Annotated in this window: 21 protein-coding genes, 1 tRNA gene and 1 pseudogene; 9 read left to right on the top strand and 14 right to left on the bottom strand. The window is 64.2% G+C overall.

The genetic code is table 11. The features are described from left to right. Nucleotides 1–54: 54 nt before the first annotated feature. The 7 genes and pseudogenes from AB433_RS21540 to AB433_RS21760 all read left to right on the top strand — a co-directional run. Nucleotides 55–183 carry a hypothetical protein gene (locus AB433_RS21540; protein ID WP_260182033.1) on the top strand — a complete coding sequence of 43 codons (129 nt, stop codon included), beginning with the start codon at nucleotides 55–57 and terminating at the stop codon, nucleotides 181–183. Beyond that, a complete protein-coding gene (locus AB433_RS20435) occupies nucleotides 180–341 on the top strand; it encodes a hypothetical protein (protein ID WP_156170721.1) in 162 nt (53 codons plus the stop codon). Before AB433_RS21540 ends, AB433_RS20435 begins: the two co-directional genes overlap by 4 nt. Beyond that, nucleotides 341–1,087 (top strand): phosphoadenosine phosphosulfate reductase domain-containing protein, encoded by a 747-nt coding sequence (locus AB433_RS07400; RefSeq protein WP_053059041.1) that lies wholly within the window; start codon nucleotides 341–343, stop codon nucleotides 1,085–1,087. Before AB433_RS20435 ends, AB433_RS07400 begins: the two co-directional genes overlap by 1 nt. Then, nucleotides 1,084–1,545, top strand: coding sequence for a hypothetical protein (locus AB433_RS07395; protein ID WP_047820531.1), 462 nt, complete (start codon nucleotides 1,084–1,086; stop codon nucleotides 1,543–1,545). The genes AB433_RS07400 and AB433_RS07395 overlap by 4 nt, the downstream gene beginning before the upstream one ends. Before the next feature lie 97 nt (nucleotides 1,546–1,642). Then, a complete protein-coding gene (locus tag AB433_RS07390) occupies nucleotides 1,643–2,773 on the top strand; it encodes a phage Gp37/Gp68 family protein (RefSeq protein WP_053059040.1) in 1,131 nt (376 codons plus the stop codon). Further along, nucleotides 2,770–2,943: a hypothetical protein gene (locus AB433_RS20430; RefSeq protein WP_156170720.1), complete on the top strand. Its 174-nt coding sequence runs from the start codon at nucleotides 2,770–2,772 to the stop codon at nucleotides 2,941–2,943. Before AB433_RS07390 ends, AB433_RS20430 begins: the two co-directional genes overlap by 4 nt. Beyond that, nucleotides 2,894–3,895 (top strand): annotated as a pseudogene (locus AB433_RS21760) (recombinase family protein); the annotation flags it as partial. The gene AB433_RS20430 and the pseudogene AB433_RS21760, both read left to right, overlap by 50 nt. Before the next feature lie 138 nt (nucleotides 3,896–4,033). Here AB433_RS21760 and AB433_RS21225 read toward each other — a convergent pair. The 4 genes from AB433_RS21225 to AB433_RS07365 form a co-directional block, all read right to left on the bottom strand. After that, entirely contained in the window at nucleotides 4,034–4,393 is a 360-nt protein-coding gene (locus AB433_RS21225) for a hypothetical protein (RefSeq protein WP_047820529.1), read from the bottom strand. An 82-nt stretch (nucleotides 4,394–4,475) separates the two neighbouring features. After that, nucleotides 4,476–4,552 (bottom strand) — tRNA-Met (locus AB433_RS07375). Nucleotides 4,553–4,618: 66 nt separating this feature from the next. Then, nucleotides 4,619–5,149 carry a 2'-5' RNA ligase family protein gene (locus AB433_RS07370; RefSeq protein ID WP_047820528.1) on the bottom strand — a complete coding sequence of 177 codons (531 nt, stop codon included), beginning with the start codon at nucleotides 5,147–5,149 and terminating at the stop codon, nucleotides 4,619–4,621. A gap of 9 nt (nucleotides 5,150–5,158) precedes the next feature. Then, entirely contained in the window at nucleotides 5,159–5,689 is a 531-nt protein-coding gene (locus AB433_RS07365) for a peroxiredoxin (RefSeq protein WP_047820527.1), read from the bottom strand. Nucleotides 5,690–5,801: 112 nt separating this feature from the next. On the opposite strand from AB433_RS07365, the gene AB433_RS07360 reads away from it, so the two are divergent. Together AB433_RS07360 and AB433_RS19425 are read left to right on the top strand one after the other, a co-directional pair. Next, on the top strand, nucleotides 5,802–6,566 hold the full coding sequence (locus tag AB433_RS07360) for an alpha/beta fold hydrolase (protein ID WP_047820526.1): 765 nt from the start codon (nucleotides 5,802–5,804) through the stop codon (nucleotides 6,564–6,566). Next, nucleotides 6,559–7,218 (top strand): hypothetical protein, encoded by a 660-nt coding sequence (locus tag AB433_RS19425; protein WP_053059039.1) that lies wholly within the window; start codon nucleotides 6,559–6,561, stop codon nucleotides 7,216–7,218. Before AB433_RS07360 ends, AB433_RS19425 begins: the two co-directional genes overlap by 8 nt. Here AB433_RS19425 and AB433_RS07350 read toward each other — a convergent pair. The 10 genes from AB433_RS07350 to AB433_RS07305 all read right to left on the bottom strand — a co-directional run bounded on the left by AB433_RS07350 (nucleotide 7,215) and on the right by AB433_RS07305 (nucleotide 14,902). Continuing rightward, nucleotides 7,215–7,760, bottom strand: a complete 546-nt coding sequence (locus tag AB433_RS07350) for a J domain-containing protein (protein WP_047820525.1) — start codon at nucleotides 7,758–7,760, stop codon at nucleotides 7,215–7,217. The two genes, AB433_RS19425 and AB433_RS07350, sit on opposite strands and share 4 nt — an antisense overlap. Before the next feature lie 62 nt (nucleotides 7,761–7,822). Further along, complete coding sequence (gene pal / locus AB433_RS07345; RefSeq protein WP_245626615.1) at nucleotides 7,823–8,341, bottom strand: peptidoglycan-associated lipoprotein Pal; 519 nt, start codon at nucleotides 8,339–8,341, stop codon at nucleotides 7,823–7,825. A gap of 113 nt (nucleotides 8,342–8,454) precedes the next feature. Continuing rightward, nucleotides 8,455–9,807 carry a Tol-Pal system beta propeller repeat protein TolB gene (tolB, locus tag AB433_RS07340; RefSeq protein WP_047820524.1) on the bottom strand — a complete coding sequence of 451 codons (1,353 nt, stop codon included), beginning with the start codon at nucleotides 9,805–9,807 and terminating at the stop codon, nucleotides 8,455–8,457. A gap of 2 nt (nucleotides 9,808–9,809) precedes the next feature. Beyond that, nucleotides 9,810–10,628, bottom strand: coding sequence for a hypothetical protein (locus AB433_RS07335; RefSeq protein ID WP_047820523.1), 819 nt, complete (start codon nucleotides 10,626–10,628; stop codon nucleotides 9,810–9,812). A 10-nt stretch (nucleotides 10,629–10,638) separates the two neighbouring features. Further along, the gene (locus tag AB433_RS07330) at nucleotides 10,639–11,025 is read right to left on the bottom strand and encodes an ExbD/TolR family protein (protein WP_047820522.1); all 387 of its coding nucleotides are present in this window, start codon (nucleotides 11,023–11,025) and stop codon (nucleotides 10,639–10,641) included. Nucleotides 11,026–11,091: 66 nt separating this feature from the next. After that, on the bottom strand, nucleotides 11,092–11,820 hold the full coding sequence (tolQ, locus tag AB433_RS07325) for a protein TolQ (RefSeq protein ID WP_375782410.1): 729 nt from the start codon (nucleotides 11,818–11,820) through the stop codon (nucleotides 11,092–11,094). A 10-nt stretch (nucleotides 11,821–11,830) separates the two neighbouring features. Beyond that, nucleotides 11,831–12,298: a YbgC/FadM family acyl-CoA thioesterase gene (locus AB433_RS07320; RefSeq protein WP_245626614.1), complete on the bottom strand. Its 468-nt coding sequence runs from the start codon at nucleotides 12,296–12,298 to the stop codon at nucleotides 11,831–11,833. 91 nt (nucleotides 12,299–12,389) lie between these two features. Beyond that, the gene (locus AB433_RS07315; protein ID WP_047820521.1) at nucleotides 12,390–12,773 is read right to left on the bottom strand and encodes a histidine triad nucleotide-binding protein; all 384 of its coding nucleotides are present in this window, start codon (nucleotides 12,771–12,773) and stop codon (nucleotides 12,390–12,392) included. Continuing rightward, the gene (locus AB433_RS07310) at nucleotides 12,770–13,102 is read right to left on the bottom strand and encodes a phosphoribosyl-ATP diphosphatase (RefSeq protein WP_156170719.1); all 333 of its coding nucleotides are present in this window, start codon (nucleotides 13,100–13,102) and stop codon (nucleotides 12,770–12,772) included. Before AB433_RS07310 ends, AB433_RS07315 begins: the two co-directional genes overlap by 4 nt. Before the next feature lie 57 nt (nucleotides 13,103–13,159). Continuing rightward, nucleotides 13,160–14,902 carry a cation:proton antiporter domain-containing protein gene (locus AB433_RS07305; protein ID WP_047820520.1) on the bottom strand — a complete coding sequence of 581 codons (1,743 nt, stop codon included), beginning with the start codon at nucleotides 14,900–14,902 and terminating at the stop codon, nucleotides 13,160–13,162. Between the last annotated feature and the right edge of the window lie 64 nt (nucleotides 14,903–14,966).

Below are 14,966 nucleotides of genomic sequence, written 5' to 3'. Positions count from 1 at the left end.
CACCGCCTTCGGCCTCGCCGTCGCCGCGCTGATCTTCAATGCAGGAACCCTCTCATGATCGAAACCCTGCGCACCTTCACCCGCAAAGACTGGCACGAAAGCGCCGCGATCCTCGCCGCGGTGATCGCCCTGATCGCCGCGTGCCAAGCCCTGATCCTCTTGCTGGAGCCAGCACAGCCATGAAACCGGAACCGTACTACCAGGACTGGATGCTCCGCGACGACCCGATGGCAGAGGCCCTGCGCACCCGCCGCCGTGGCCTCGTCACCCTCAGCCTCGCCTCGGCCCCCATCTGGGCCGCCCTGATCTACGGCGCCGTCGCCACACTGGGGCGGCTGTGATGGAAAGTCAGGTCAAAGCCATCCAACATCTGATCGACGAAGGCGCGCTCTTTGTCATCAATCACAGTGGCGGGAAGGACAGCCAAGCCATGACTGTGATCGTCCGCACATTGGTGCCTGACGATCAGCTACTCGTCGTGCATGCAGAGTTGGGTGATGTCGAGTGGGATGGCTGCGAAGAGCTGATCCGAAAGACGACAGCGGGACTGCCTCTCATCGTCTGCAAATCGGTCACCGACTTCTGGACGATGGTTGACCGCCGTCGCATGTTCCCGTCACCGTCCAACCGGCAGTGCACCAGCGATCTGAAGCGCGGGCCGATTGAGCGCGAGGTCCGCCGCTACCTCAAGGCGAATCCGCAGTTCAACGGCCTGATTGTCAATTGCATGGGACTTCGCGCCGAGGAAAGCAGCTCCCGCGCAAAGCTCGAAACACTCAAGGTATCTGCCCGCAACTCGAAGGCTGGGCGCAACTGGTACGAGTGGCTGCCGATCCACGATATGAGCGAGACCACTGTTTTCGCCACGATCGCCCAAGCCGGACAAGAGGCCCACTGGGTCTACGCAGCTGGAATGCGCCGCAAGAGCTGCGCCTTTTGTATCATGGCCTGCGACAGCGACCTGAAGCGCGCCGCCGAACTACGCCCCAAGTTATACGCCCGTTACGTGGCAAAGGAACGCGAGCTTGGTTTCACCCTTTCCATGAGCCGCCGCAGCTTGCCGGAAATCACTGGAATCGCGGCATGACCACTCTCCCCCAACTCGCCCTCGCCGAACTCGACCGCCGCCGCGCCTCGCTGCGCAAGGCCGTCGCGAACCGCATGGCCACCGCCGATCAGGCCGACACGAAACTGCGCTGGTGGTGCGTCATCGCGCTGAAGGCGGGCGCGGTCCTGCCGCCCGATCTGGCCGCGCAGTTCCGCCCCGGCATAGACCCGCGCGACATGATCTGGTGGGACGTGCGCCCGGACGGAAAGGACCCGCTCGGCTTCCAGCACCAGGCGATGGCGGAACTGTCCCGCGCGACCTGCGCCGCAGAGGCGATGCACCGCCATGCCCCGACGCCGGAAACGCATCAGCGCTACCTGCGCCTGCTGGAACTCTACCGCGCCGTCGCCCAGCCCATCATCGGCCCCCTCCCCCTCCCGCCCCGCGCGGAAGGCCCGGTCCCAGCCATCGAACCCGAAAGAAAGGCAGCTGCATGAACCCCGGCGAATCCATCGCCCTCGCGGGTCTGATGATCCTCGCTGCGTTCTGGTTCCACCCCGAACTGGCCGCCGCCGCGCGCCCGTTCCTACCCGAATGGTGGCAATGATGGCTGACAAGACCAAGATCGAATGGGCCGACGCGACCGTGAACTATGTCAACGGCTGCTCCGTCCTCTCGCCCGGATGCAAGCACTGCTATGCGATGAAACAGGCGCACCGCTTCCCCGTGCGGCAGGGCCTGACCGAAAAGACGGCGGGCGGCATGGTCTGGACCGGCGAGGTGCGGGAAAACCCCAAGGCGCTGGACCAGGTGCTGCGCTGGCAAAAGCCTCGCGCGATCTTCTGGAACGCGCACGGCGACCTGTTCCACGAAAGCGTGCCCGGCCAATGGATCGACCAGCAATTTGCCGTGATGGCCCTGACGCCGCAGCACCGGCATATGGTCCTGACCAAGCGCAGCGAGCGGATGCGAGAATATTTTTCGGGATATTTGGTCGAAAGAATTGATTGCGAGATCGACGCGATCATCGCTGAGCACGTCGACCCGCTTCATCGGCGGTCTGATGACCTGCGCGCTATTGCGCCGGACCTCGATGAAACTTGGCCACTCCCGAACGTATGGCTCGGCGTCAGCGTCGAGGACCAGCGCCGAGCCGATGAGCGCATTCCCGACCTTCTCGCCACCCCCGCTGCGATCCGCTTCATCAGCGCCGAACCGCTGCTGGGGCCGGTGGATTTGCTGAATTACTTTGATCCAACGGGCGCATGTTGTGGTGGTGAACCGGAATACCGCTGTGACGTGTGCCCGTCCGATGCGCCGTGGCGATATTCAGAACCATCGTCCGATGGTCAGTGGGCCTTCGACCCGCAGATCAACTGGGTAATCGCCGGCGGCGAATCCGGCCCCAACGCCCGACCTATGCATCCCGACTGGACACGATCCCTGCGCGACCAATGCGCCAGCGCAGGCGTTGCCTTCACGTTCAAGCAGTGGGGGGAATGGTTGCCGTGGGAACCCGGCTGCCCGCCGGAGTGGGAATCACAGAACGGTCGTCGTGAGGATCATCACGCATTGCTGCCGGTCGACATCGATGCTGATCCGAAATGGGATGACGGACTTTGGGCAATCCCCGAATTCGAGCACTTTGCGTTCCAACGCGTCGGCAAGAAAGCCGCTGGCCGCCTGCTCGACGGCATCCAGCACGACGCGGTGCCCACCCCATGACCGCCCCCGCGCGCATCCCGGTCGATGACGATCCGCTAGACGTGATCGCCATGACCATTGCGCGCATCCTCGCGCGGCAGCATCATGCCGATTCGCTCGCCGCCACTCCGGAACCCATAAATGCGCACCGCGATCTACGCCCGCTTCAGCAGCCAGCTGCAGAAAGATAGCTCGATCGAGGATCAGGTGCGCATCTGCTCACAGAGGGCAGAGCGCGAAGGTTGGACGGTCACGCAGGTCTTTTCCGACTATGCCATCAGCGGCGCGGTGCGGAACCGCCCCGGCCTCAACGCCCTGATCGAACACATCGCCGCCGGCAAGGCGGAAATGGTGCTGGCAGAGGCGATCGACCGCCTCTCGCGCGATCAGGAAGACCTTGCCAATATCCACAAGCGGATCCAGTTCGCGGGCGCGCGCATCGTCACCCTGTCCGAAGGCGCGATCGACGAACTGCAGATCGGCTTCAAGGGCACAATGGCCAGCCTGTTCCGCAAGGATCTGGCCGACAAGATCAGGCGCGGCCAGTCGGGCCGGGTCGCCAGCGGACGCGTGCCCGGCAATATCGTCTACGGCTATCGCAAGGTCCACAAACTGGACGCGCGCGGCGAACCCGAACGCGGCCTGCGCGAAATCGACGAAGACCAGGCAGAAATTATCCGCCGCATCTATCGCGAATATCTGGATGGGGAATCGCCGCTGGCCATCGCCCGCCGCCTGAATGCGGAAGGCGTGCCGGGGCCGACTGGAAAGGGCTGGAACGTCAGCACGATCAACGGCGATGCGGTGCGCGGCAACGGCATCCTGTGCAACGCGATCTACGTCGGTGAACTGGTCTATAACCGCACCCGCATGGTCCGCGATCCGGAAACCCGCCGCCGCGTCCCCCGCGTCAACCCGCGCGAAGACTGGCAGATCACGCCGGTCCCCGATCTCGCCATCGTCACCCGCGCCCAGTGGGAAGCGGTGCGCGAACGCAAGGCAGAGTGGAAGGACTGGGATTTCAAGAGACAGCACCGCCCGCGCAAGCTGCTGTCGGGCCTGATCGCCTGCGGTCAGTGCGGCGGCAACATGGCGATCGTCGCCGACGGGAAATGGGGCTGCACCAACGCCAGAAGGCAGGGCACTTGCACCAATCGGCGCACGATGGACAACCCGGCACTGGAACGCCGCGTGCTGGCCGGAATGGAAAGGGAACTGCTGTCGCCCGACCGCATCGCAAGGGTCGTGAAAACGTACCACGAAGAACGCGCGGCCCTGCAGTCAGAGGAACGCGCCACCCTCGCCCGCCAGACCAGAAAGGCCGCCGAACTGGACCGCCAGATAAACCGGCTGATGCAGGCGATAGAGGCAGGCGCAGACGACATCCCCGAAGTCGTCGCGCGGTTGAAGGCACTGAAGGAAGACCGCGCCAGTGTGGCCGAAACGATGCAGGACGCATCGGCTGCAAAGGTGGTAACGCTCCACCCGAACATCGCCAACGCCTACCGGAAGGCAGTGGCTGACCTGACGGCCTTGCTGGACGACGCCAGCCCCGACAACGCAAGACAGGCCAGAAACGCCCTGCGCGCCCTGATCGACCGCATCATCCTCACCCCAAAGGAAGACGCCCGCGGCATGCACATCGATGTCGAAGGAAGACTGGCGCTGCTAACAGCCCTCGGCCAAGGCCAAGCCCCAAAACTGCGCAAAGGTACGGTATCGGTGGTAGCGGAGGAGGGACTTGAACCCCCGACACGCGGATTATGATTCCGCTGCTCTAACCAGCTGAGCTACTCCGCCCCATCGGGCATCCGGCATCCTGAAACGCCGGGCAGGCGCGGCACATAGGGCGCAGGTTTCGCGCGGTCAATGCCTGTTGCGCCCCTTCCCGCGAAAAGGCCATTTTCCAGCGACTTCCCACGGGCCGCCATCGTAGAAATACATCTCCAGCGCGGGAAATCGGATCGGGCCGGGCATGATTTGCGCCCCCAACTGTGCCTGCAGGTCACGCGCCTCTTGCGAGGTAATTTTGTTCTGAACCGTTACATGCAGGCGCGGCCGGTGATCGTCCTGCGCAGTCAGGCATCCCGCAAACCGGTCGGCAATCCGGTCGCGCAGGTCCAGCAACTCCGGGCTTTCCAGCCTGATTGCGGTTCCCCGACCCAGCGACATCACACCGACGACCTCACCCGGCACCGGCCCTTCATTCGCTGCCAACTCGGCCAACAGGCGCCGCAATTCGTCCCCGCACGAAGGCGGAATTGCGTGAAACAGGGTAAGGTGCGCGTCGAGGTAGTTCCGATCCGGCGGGAAATGCGCGCGCCGCAATCGATTGGCGACAGCCGCCAGTTCCGGCGGCAACGTCGCGGTGACGATGATCGGGCGCGCATCGGCCATGTTCAGATGCTAGGCCATTCCACGCAAGGCGGCCAGCACGTGTTCGGGTGCGCTTTCGCCATAGGGATCGCCGTTTTCGCCCGCGTCGTTGATGCCGGGTTCGGGAAACCATCCTACGACTTCGTTATCGCGGACGATCATCGCATAACGCCAAGACCGCATGCCGAAACCCAGATGCCGCTTGTCAATCAGCATGCCCATCCGCCGGGTGAAATCGCCATTGCCGTCGGGCAGCATGCGGACCATCTCTACGCCAAGATGCTTGCCCCACTGGTACATCACAAAGGCATCGTTGACCGAGATGCAAAACACCTCGTCCGCCCCAGCTGCGCAAAGATCGTCGTGCAGACGCTCGAACGCGGGACATTGTTCGTTCGTGCAGGTCGGGGTGAAGGCACCGGGCAGCGAGAAGATTACCACGGTCTTGCCCGCCCATTCCTGTCGCACCGGGTAATCCTGCCAGCGGAAGGGGTTGTCGCCGCCGATGCTTTCGTCGCGCACGCGGGTTTTCAGAACTACGTCGGGAATGGTGGTCTGCACTGGGTCGGGTCTCCTGTAAGTCGATTTGCCTGCTTAACGGGAGCATCGCGGCGCGGTTCCATCCTTGCGCAAGGGCGCAAGTTTGTTAGTCCGGTGGCGAGAGGAATTCGACATGGCCAATCCGCCAAAAATCCTGTTCGTGCACGGCGCAGCCGCCGATGCGCGGGTCTGGACCCCGATCATCGCCGCCCTCCCTGCCGAATGGCAGACAGAAGCAATCACGCTTTCCTATTTCGGAGAAGCCGAGTGGCCCGACGACGGGTCGCGTTTCGGACCACGGCTCCACGCGATGGAGGTTGCCGCGCTGGCCGATGCCATGGGCGGCGACGTGCATCTCGTCTGCTGGTCCTATGCGGTCCATGTCGGGCTTCAGGCGTTACTCGACGCGCCTGCCCGGTTTGCCTCCGCCTTGTTCTATGAAGCGGGCCTAGCCCAATACGTGAGTGACCCTGACGACCGCGCTACCTATGGCAAGGACGCGCACAGCATGTACGGGGCCGTCGGGGCGGTGATGCAAAAGGAGGGGCCGGAAGCGGCGGTGCGCCAGCTGGTGGGGCGCAGTTTCGCCACGCTGGCGCAGGATCGTCAGGCCATGTACCTGTCGAACGCCCCGATGCTGTCGCTTTTGATGGGCGGTGGAGAGCCTCCGACCGAGATCGGGCCGGACAAGCTGGCCACGATCAAGACCCGCTGCTGTGTCGCGATGGGCGCGAATACGCGCCCCGCGTTCAGCATTCCCAGCAAGGCGCTGGCCCAGCACCTGCCCAATGCCACGCTGGACATTGTAGCGGGCGCCGATCACTTTATGCCCGAAACCAATCCCGCGCTGTTTGCGGCGATAGTAGAAGACTGGATCGGCGGAGGCGCATTTGGGTAGCGAGGACTGGTATCGCGGACCGGACTGGAGCGCCGAAACGCGCGAACTGTTCGAGAAGAAGATTGCCCGCGCCCGCAGGCAGAAGGCGGCGTACTTGTGGATCAAGGCCGATGGCATTGCGGCGGAACACCCGGACGATGCAGAGGCGCTCTTCGAACGCTCGCTGGCCTGCAACGACGAGTTCGAGACCGCCCGCGCCCTGAACGCCCGCGCCAATGCCCGCGCAAAACGTGGCGACGTTAGCGCGACGCTGGACGATCTGGCGCTGGCGGCACGGACAGAGCGCGACAAGGTAAAAGGCCTGATGAGCCCGGCCCGGTGGGAATATGCCGCGCTGGTCGCCACCGGGCGGCATCGTGACCGCTATGACGAAGCGCTGAAGCTGATGGGCTGGCCGATTTCCGACATGTCCTTTGCCGGGCAGGTTGCGCTGGCCTTCATCCACCACGATCGCGGAAATGGCATTCGGGCACGGCGCGCTGCGAAAAAAGCACTGGAACGCGCGACGATAAAGGGAGAGCAGGCCCCCGGCGTGCCGCTGCCCGATGTGCCAGCGTTTCCCAACCCGCTCTACGACCGGTTGCTGGTGATAGCGGGCTTATGGGACGATGCCGAGCTTGGCCCGCCTCCCCCGGTCTGGCCGGAAAGCTAGCGGGCGGTAGGCCCTGCCCACTGGCGGCGTTCCTCTGCGGCACGGAGGACCTCGTAAGCCAGTTGCAGTTTGTGGAATTCCTTGGCGGCTTCGTCGTCGCCCGGCTTTACGTCCGGGTGCACTTCCTTCGCCTTGGCGCGCCACGCCTTCTTGATGGTCGCAAAGTCGACATCGTATTCCAGATCGAGCAGATCGAGTGCGTTGATCTCGTCCCGGCTGCGCGACCCGTCGCCGGAACCGGTCCAGCCATAGTGCGCACTTTCGCGGAACCCGGCATTGTCGCGCTGTTCGTCGGCGGCGCGAGCGGCGGCTTCCTCTGCCGACAGCCCGGCGAAATAATCCCAACCCTTGTTATACTCGGCGGCGTGGGTCTGGCAGAAATACCAGCGTTCGTTGCTGTTCGGGCTTTTTGGAGCCGGACAGTCGCCCGATTCTTCGCAGCCAACCCGGTCGCAAAGGCGCACGCTCTGCGCCTCGCGACCAGCTTCATAGCCGCGCCAGCGGGGGAATCCCCAGTCTATGGAACGTTTCGATCGGGCCATGTTGCAGTGCAATTAGCCCGATCGCGGGCCAAGGGGAACCTCCGCTGGCAGGATTGTGGCGATTACTGAATGGTGACGGTAACCGCACGGCGATTCTGGGCCCACGACGATTCGTCGGAACCCATCGCAACCGGACGTTCCTTGCCATAGCTGACGGTCGAGATACGCGATGCCGCGATGCCGAGGCTGACAAGGTAGTTCTTCGCCGCATTGGCACGCTTTTCACCCAGCGCGAGGTTGTATTCGCGGGTGCCGCGTTCGTCGCAGTGGCCTTCGATGGTGATGCGCTTGTTCGCATACTGCATCAACCACTGAGCCTGGCTCTGCAACGTGGCCATGTCGGCGCTGTCGATGTTGAAGCGGTCGGTGTCGAAATAGACGGTGTCCGATGCGACCGAGGCGATGAAGTCAGCCTGGCTGCCCGGAACGGGGCCACCGGGCGTCGACGTCGAAGTTGCGACCGGGGTCGGGGTGGGCTCGGGCGGAAGTTCGTCGGGCGTCGTCTTACACGCGCCAAGCGCGAGCGAACCGGCGGCGATCAGCGCGATCGGGGCAACCATACGGGTGCGCAGGATGGACATAGGGCATGCTCCTTCAGGTGTGGGTCCGGGCACATCCCGGATCCCGTTCTTGTTGACGCGCTTGGCGGTGCGACCCGGCCCGTTCACGCGATGGGTGTGATACCCTAACGCGCTTAAGGCCGAACCGGTCCCCACGAAGGGTCGGAAGCATCCTCTGGCGTTTCGAGTTTACGCAAATGACGGCCGGTCAGGTCGACCTGCCACAGGCCGGTGCGGCCCGATCCGCGTTCGGTGCGGAAGAACTGGATGATGCGGCCGTTCGGGCTCCATGTCGGGGCCTCGTCCTGCCATGCGTTGGTCAGGTGGCGGACGTTGCCGCCGCCGGGGCTCATCGTGGCGATGCGGAAATTGCCGGTGATGTGGGTGAACGCGATCTGGTCGCCGCGCGGACTCCATTCCGGGGTCGCGGCACGGCCGCCGAAGAAGCTGATCCGTTTTTGATTGCCGCCGTCGGCGTCCATCACATAGATTTGCTGGCTGCCCGAACGGTCGCTTTCGAACACGATGCGCTTGCCGTCGGGCGAATACGATCCGCCGATGTCAATTCCGGGGCTGTTGGTCAGCTTGACCGGCGTGCCGCCACCCGCGCTAGACACGCGATAGATGTCGGTATTGCCCGCCGTGGCCATCGAATAGAGGATGTAGCGGCCATCGGGCGACCAGCGCGGGGCGAAAGTCGGGTTGCTGCTCTGTGCGACCAGCGTCTGCGACTTGCTGTTGATATCATAGACATAGATGCGGGGGTTGCCATCGTTGTACGAAAGGTAGGCGATCTTTGAATAGTCTGGCGAATAGCGCGGGGTCAGCGCCGTGCTCGATCCGCTCGTGATGAATGTGTGGTTCGCCCCGTCGCTGTCCATGATGGCCAGACGCTTGCGCCGGTTACCCTTCGGCCCGGTTTCCGCGATGTAGGCGATCTTGGAATCGAAGAACGGGTCTTCGCCCGACAGGCGCGAGTAGATGAGGTCGGCGCACTTGTGCGCGGCGCGGCGCCAGTCACTGGGGCTGACGACATAGCCTTCACGGACCAGCTCGCTCTGCAATTGCACGTCATAGAGGTAGCAGCCGACCGTCAATTGCCCATCCGCCGCGGCGCGGACGAAACCGTGCACCAGCATCTCACTGCCCAGCGGGGTCCAGCGTCCGAACTGCGGGTTGGTCGCCTCGGTAAAGGCAATGCGCGGCAATGCGTCCGGGCCGACGGGGCGGAACAGGCCGTTGTTCTTCAGGTCGGCGGTGATGATGCGCGCCAGCTCAACGCCCAGTGCAGAGGTGGTCTTGGGCGCGGCGGCGGTCGGCACGTCCTGCTGCGCGGGAAACGCGGGGATCGCGATGCCAAGATCCTGCCATTCGCTCTCGTCCGAAACCGAACCGGTCAGGCCGCCATCCTGCGCCAGCACGGGCTGCGCGGTGAAGGCAAGCAAGGCGGCGCTGATCACGCCGGCGATGTTGGTGCTCTTGGTCATCCTCAAAGTCTCCGGTCGAAGCGGAACGAGCTCACGTTCTTCCACTGGTCATAGTATTCGCGCGGCAGGTCGAACGGTGCGGCCAACTGAACCGCGCGGATGGCGAGTTCGGCATGGCGGTCGGCCTGTGCGCTGTTGCTGTCGGTAATACCCGCCTGGCTGACGACCTGCGGACGCCCTTTCAAGGAACCGTCCGCGTTCATCTGCCACGACAGTATCGTTACGAGCTTTTCCGCATCCACGCCCTGCGGCGCATTCCAATGCGGGCGCAGCTGGCGGCTGATCGCGCTGGACAGCGAGGCGGCCGTCAACGGCCCGGCGCGGGCTGCGGGCTGATCCGCATCGCTGCCTCTGCCGCCAGTGCCGGTCAGAAAGTCGTTGCCGATCCGGCTGCCCTGCGAGGGCGCATCGGGACGGCGACGGTCGGATCGGTCAGCGGGTTGCGGTTTGCTGGGCGCTGCGGGCTGAGCGCGCGTCTGCGACGGAGCGGGGACGAGCGCAGGGCGGGTTTCCGCCACTTCGCGTGGGGCCACGGTGGATTGCACGGCCTGCGATGCCTGCTGCGCTTCACCGATCTCCGCCCCGACCGATGGCGCGGGGTTGGCCATCGGGTTGGGCGAAATCGATTCCAGCGCGATCTCGTCCGACACGGTCACCGCGATCCGGTCTGGCACGTCCATCTTCGGCGCATCCTTGTCCCACAAGGCAAGGATCAGCACCAAGACGACATGCAGGGCCAGTGCGACGGCAAGGCCCAAGCGGTCGTCGCGCCCGAACCGGGCGGCATGGCCGATTTCAGAGAAGGGCGTGGCTAGACGCATTCGTTCAGGCCTATGGGCTTTCCGATGAACCGTGGGTGACCAACGAAATCTGTCGGAAACCCGCCTTGTTCAGCGCGCCCATCACCGCCACGACCCGCCCGTAATCGAGCGCACGGTCGGCGCGTAGCACCACCGGCGGCGCGGTCTGACCGCTGGGCGAAATCATGGCCAAACGCTCTGCAAAAGCCCCGGCGGGGACGCGCGTTTCGTCGATGTAGATCAGGCCCTGTTCGTCGAGGCTGACGGTCACTTGCCGGTCCTGATTGTCCAGCGCCTCTGCCTGACTGTCTGGCAGATCGACCGGAACGCCTGCGACCAACAGCGGCGCGGCGACCATGAAAATGATCAACAGCACCAGCATGACGTCGACCATCGGCGTCACGTTAATCTCGGCCATCGGGGCGCGACCGCCCCTGCCCCGGCGTCCGCGTCCCCCGCCCGGCGATGCGAGCCTTGCGCCCACTTACATCGCCTCCAGTTCGCGGCTGAGCGAGGCGTTGAACCGGTCGGAAAAGCGGTAAAGCTTTGTCTCGAACGCATTCACCCGGTGCGAAAAGCGGTTGTAGGCGATGACCGCGGGAATGGCCGCGAAAAGCCCGATGGCGGTAGCGAACAGAGCCTCCGAAATGCCGGGCGCGACGACCGCCAGCGAGGTGTTCTCCTGCGCGCCGATCTGGAAAAAGCTGTTCATGATGCCCCACACGGTGCCGAACAGGCCGACAAACGGCGCGACCGACCCTACGGTGGCGAGGAAGTTGAGCTTCTCGGCCAGCGTATCGCTCTCGTTGGTGACGGCGGCATCCAATGTGCTGGACAGCCGCTGGCGCAGGCCGTCACGGTCTTTCACGCCGCCGCGGGTCGAAGCTTTCCATTCACCGATGCCCGCCGATGCGATGCGGCGCGAAGGCAGGTCGGCATCGCTGCGCACCAGCGGTTCGATATCGTCTGCCTGCCAGAACCGTTCCTCGAACGCGCGGTTGCGGCGGTCGATGCTGCCCATTTTCATCGAAAAGGAGACGATGATCGCCCAGACCCAGATCGAGGCAAGGATCAGACCCGCCATCACCGCCTGAACGACGATATCGGCATCGAGGAAGAGTTGCACCGGGTCCAGCCGCGTCGGCGCAGCGGTGGTGGTGGCAGCCGGAACGGCAACGGACAGCAGGTCTGGAAGCAGGATCGTGGCGAGCAAGGGCGTGGCCTCAGGTCAAAGGGGAAAGAGTGTCGAAGGCGGCAAGCCAGCTTTCGGGCTGACGACGCGGGCGGCCTTCGGGGGAAACGAATGCGACGCGAATGTCCATCTCTGCCAGCAGGTCGCCATCGCGGGTGGCGCGCTGGTTCATCTCAACGAATGAGCGGGCGATACGGTTTGACCGCGTCTCGACCAGCACCGCATCGCTCAGCCGCGCTGGGGCGGCATAGCGGATCGACAAGTCGGAGATGGCGTAATGCCCCTCGCCCGCCTCCATCGCGGCACGCTGATCCACGCCCAACACGTCAAGCAGGTCCGAACGGGCCCGTTCGAACCAGCGTAGATAGTTGGCATGATAGACGACGCCGGTCAGGTCCGTATCCTCATAGAAAACGCGCACGGGGTAGTAATGCACGCCGTCGCGTAACGATCCGGTGATCGGTGTCGGAAGCGGCTCTGACATGGCAGGCGGTTTCATAGCCGCGCCTCGATTCGTCGCACAAGCGGCTTATTTTTGCCTGTGGAAGGCCGGATTCATCGGCGATTCAGAAATCCGGCGATGATGTGGCTCAGCCCGGCGTCAACATCGGGCCCATGACCCGCCCACCCAGCAGGTGGACATGCAGGTGCGGCACGATCTGCCCGCCTTGCGGACCGATGTTGTTGATCAGGCGATAACCCGCATCGACGAGTTCCATGTCGCGTGCGATCTTGCCCACGGCGCGGACAAAACCGGCGATCTCTTCCGCCGGGGCGCGTTCGGAAAAATCGTCCCAGCTGACGTACTTGCCCTTCGGCACGACCAGCACGTGGATCGGCGCGACGGGGGCAATGTCTTCGAAGGCGAAGGCCCATTCGTCCTCGTACACCTTCGTGCAGGGCAGTTCGCCACGCAGGATCTTCGCGAAGATGTTGTTATCGTCGTAGGGTGCCTTGGGGTCGACGGGGCTCATTCCGGAGTCCTCGATGCCTTCTCCACGATGCCCGACACGCCTTCGCGCCGGTCCAGTTCGGCCAGCGCGTCGGCAAGCGTCAGGTCGCGCGATGCCAGCACGACGGCAAGGTGGAAGATCACGTCCGCCGCTTCGCCCACCAGTTCCTCGTCCGAACCGGCCAGCGCGGCGACGACGGTTTCAACCGCCTCCTCACCCAGCTTGCGCGCGGCATAGTCGGGGCCGCGATCGAACAGCTTTGCGACATAGCTTTCGTTCGGATTGCCGCCCTTGCGACTCTCGATCGTGGCGGTCAAGCGGTGCAGCGTGGACAGGGTCTTGTCGGTCATGCGTCAGGCTTTGACGCGAGCCTCGGCCAAAAGCAACAGCCGGGGCTCAACCACCGCTCAATCTTCCTGCACGAAGATGCGATCGCGCGCGCTTCGCAGGTCGCCGCTGCTGATCTGTTGCTCCATCCGGTCGCAGTCCCGCTCGCGATAGGCGCTCTCCGCCTCGTCGATGGCCTCAAGGCTCTCGCCCAGCTTTTCCAGCGCCTTGCGCGCCATGGCGATCGCACTTTCGAACATTTCGCGCACCACGAAGTCCGCCGGCGTTCCGGCCAGCCGGATCACGCCGCGCCGGTCGAAGGCGCGGACGAAGATCGCGGTATCGGGGAAATGTTCGCGCACTGCAGAGATTAGGTCGGGTCCGGCCCCTTCCCCGTCCATACAGAACAGCACCGCGCGCGCATCGTGTGCCCCCGCCTGCCGCAACAGGTCTATGCGCGTGCCATCGCCGAAATAGACGCGCGCGCCAAAATTGTTGGCCACGTCGATCATCTCGACATCGCTATCGATGATCGTGACGCGAATACCCGCCGCGACCAGCATCTGCGCCACCGTCTGGCCAAAACGGCCATAGCCGACGACGACAGCACTGGCCCCGTCAGCACTCGGCCCTTCACGCTCTGCGCCAGCATCCGGCGCGGCGCGAAAGCGTTTCATAATCATCATAAGGAACGGCGTCGCCGCCATCGATATCGTGACTACCGCCCCGAACAGGCTCGCCGCCTCTGGCGCAATCAGCAATCCGTCCTGCGCCTGTGCGAACAACACAAACCCGAATTCGCCGCCCTGACTGAGCAAGAGGCCCAAGGCGAGCGCGTTGCGCCATTCCATACGGATCAGCAGGCCGATAGCGAAGATGACCGCCGTCTTGGTCGCGATCAGCGCCAGCGCCATCAGCGCGACGAAGGCAGGCCGCTCGGCAATGGCGCTGAGGTCTAGCAGCATTCCGATCGACAGAAAGAACAGGCCGAGCAGGATGGAGCGAAACGGCTCAACGTCCGCCTCCAGCTCATGCCGATATGGTGAACTGGCCAGCATGACCCCTGCGATGAATGCACCGAGCGCGGTCGACAGGCCGAGCATCTGCATCAAGGCCGCCGCCGCAACGATCGTGAACAGCGCGGCGACGACAAACATCTCCCGCTCTCCCAATACGCCGATCAGGCGGAACAGCGGGCGGATCAGGAAGCGGCCCGCAAGGATCAGACCCGCGATCGCGACGACAGAGATTACCGCAAGCTGCCAACCCGGCGGGCCTTCCTGCACCTCCGGATTGCGGCTGAGCGCGGCGATGATCGTGATTAGCGGGATCAGCGACAAGTCCTGGAAAAGCAGGATCGCGAAGGCCCGCTCCCCAAACGGAGTTCGCAAGCGTCCTGCACTTTGCAGCATCGGCAGGACCTGGGCAGTCGAGGACAAGCCTAGAGGCAGCCCGATGGCCAGCGATGCGGCAAGGCTGAAGCCGGTGAAGGTATAGATCACCGCACTGACCGCCAGACCGCACAGGGCGACCTGTGCTAGCCCCAAGCCGAAAATCTCGCGCCGCATCCGCCACAACCGGCTTGGCGCGAGTTCCAGACCGACGATGAATAGCAGCAGCGTAATGCCGAGTTCGGCGATGTTGATCTTGGCCTCTGCCCCGCCGACAAGGCCCAGCACCTGCGGCCCGACGACTGCGCCCGCGACCAGATAACCCAGCGTCGCCCCCAGCCCGAGGCGGCGGAAAAGCAGCACGAAGGCCAGCGCGAAGCCAAGGAGGATCACCCCCTCTGACAGCATACCGCCGGCACCGCCTTCATGCATGATCAGCCCCCTTCGTGCCGGACCGGACCGGCGTGGCGCAGCGAGACGTAGGCGCAGGGGCCGC

This window comes from Croceicoccus naphthovorans (assembly GCF_001028705.1).
Taxonomy (GTDB): domain Bacteria; phylum Pseudomonadota; class Alphaproteobacteria; order Sphingomonadales; family Sphingomonadaceae; genus Croceicoccus; species Croceicoccus naphthovorans.
This window is presented reverse-complemented; position numbering and strand designations above follow the sequence as displayed.

What these genes read in the sequence shown, in the direction of transcription:
- AB433_RS07360 (WP_047820526.1), top strand. Translation starts at nt 5,802, where the DNA reads ATGGCCAATCCGCCAAAAATCCTGTTCGTGCACGGCGCAGCCGCCGAT.
- AB433_RS07395 (WP_047820531.1), top strand. Translation starts at nt 1,084, where the DNA reads ATGACCACTCTCCCCCAACTCGCCCTCGCCGAACTCGACCGCCGCCGC.
- AB433_RS21540 (WP_260182033.1), top strand. Translation starts at nt 55, where the DNA reads ATGATCGAAACCCTGCGCACCTTCACCCGCAAAGACTGGCACGAAAGC.
- AB433_RS07310 (WP_156170719.1), bottom strand. Translation starts at nt 13,102, where the DNA reads ATGACCGACAAGACCCTGTCCACGCTGCACCGCTTGACCGCCACGATC.
- AB433_RS07335 (WP_047820523.1), bottom strand. Translation starts at nt 10,628, where the DNA reads ATGCGTCTAGCCACGCCCTTCTCTGAAATCGGCCATGCCGCCCGGTTC.
- AB433_RS20435 (WP_156170721.1), top strand. Translation starts at nt 180, where the DNA reads ATGAAACCGGAACCGTACTACCAGGACTGGATGCTCCGCGACGACCCG.
- AB433_RS07315 (WP_047820521.1), bottom strand. Translation starts at nt 12,773, where the DNA reads ATGAGCCCCGTCGACCCCAAGGCACCCTACGACGATAACAACATCTTC.
- AB433_RS20430 (WP_156170720.1), top strand. Translation starts at nt 2,770, where the DNA reads ATGACCGCCCCCGCGCGCATCCCGGTCGATGACGATCCGCTAGACGTG.
- AB433_RS07320 (WP_245626614.1), bottom strand. Translation starts at nt 12,298, where the DNA reads ATGAAACCGCCTGCCATGTCAGAGCCGCTTCCGACACCGATCACCGGA.
- AB433_RS07305 (WP_047820520.1), bottom strand. Translation starts at nt 14,902, where the DNA reads ATGCATGAAGGCGGTGCCGGCGGTATGCTGTCAGAGGGGGTGATCCTC.
- AB433_RS07370 (WP_047820528.1), bottom strand. Translation starts at nt 5,149, where the DNA reads ATGGCCGATGCGCGCCCGATCATCGTCACCGCGACGTTGCCGCCGGAA.
- AB433_RS07350 (WP_047820525.1), bottom strand. Translation starts at nt 7,760, where the DNA reads ATGGCCCGATCGAAACGTTCCATAGACTGGGGATTCCCCCGCTGGCGC.
- AB433_RS07400 (WP_053059041.1), top strand. Translation starts at nt 341, where the DNA reads ATGGAAAGTCAGGTCAAAGCCATCCAACATCTGATCGACGAAGGCGCG.
- pal (WP_245626615.1), bottom strand. Translation starts at nt 8,341, where the DNA reads ATGTCCATCCTGCGCACCCGTATGGTTGCCCCGATCGCGCTGATCGCC.
- AB433_RS07330 (WP_047820522.1), bottom strand. Translation starts at nt 11,025, where the DNA reads ATGGCCGAGATTAACGTGACGCCGATGGTCGACGTCATGCTGGTGCTG.
- AB433_RS07390 (WP_053059040.1), top strand. Translation starts at nt 1,643, where the DNA reads ATGGTGGCAATGATGGCTGACAAGACCAAGATCGAATGGGCCGACGCG.
- tolB (WP_047820524.1), bottom strand. Translation starts at nt 9,807, where the DNA reads ATGACCAAGAGCACCAACATCGCCGGCGTGATCAGCGCCGCCTTGCTT.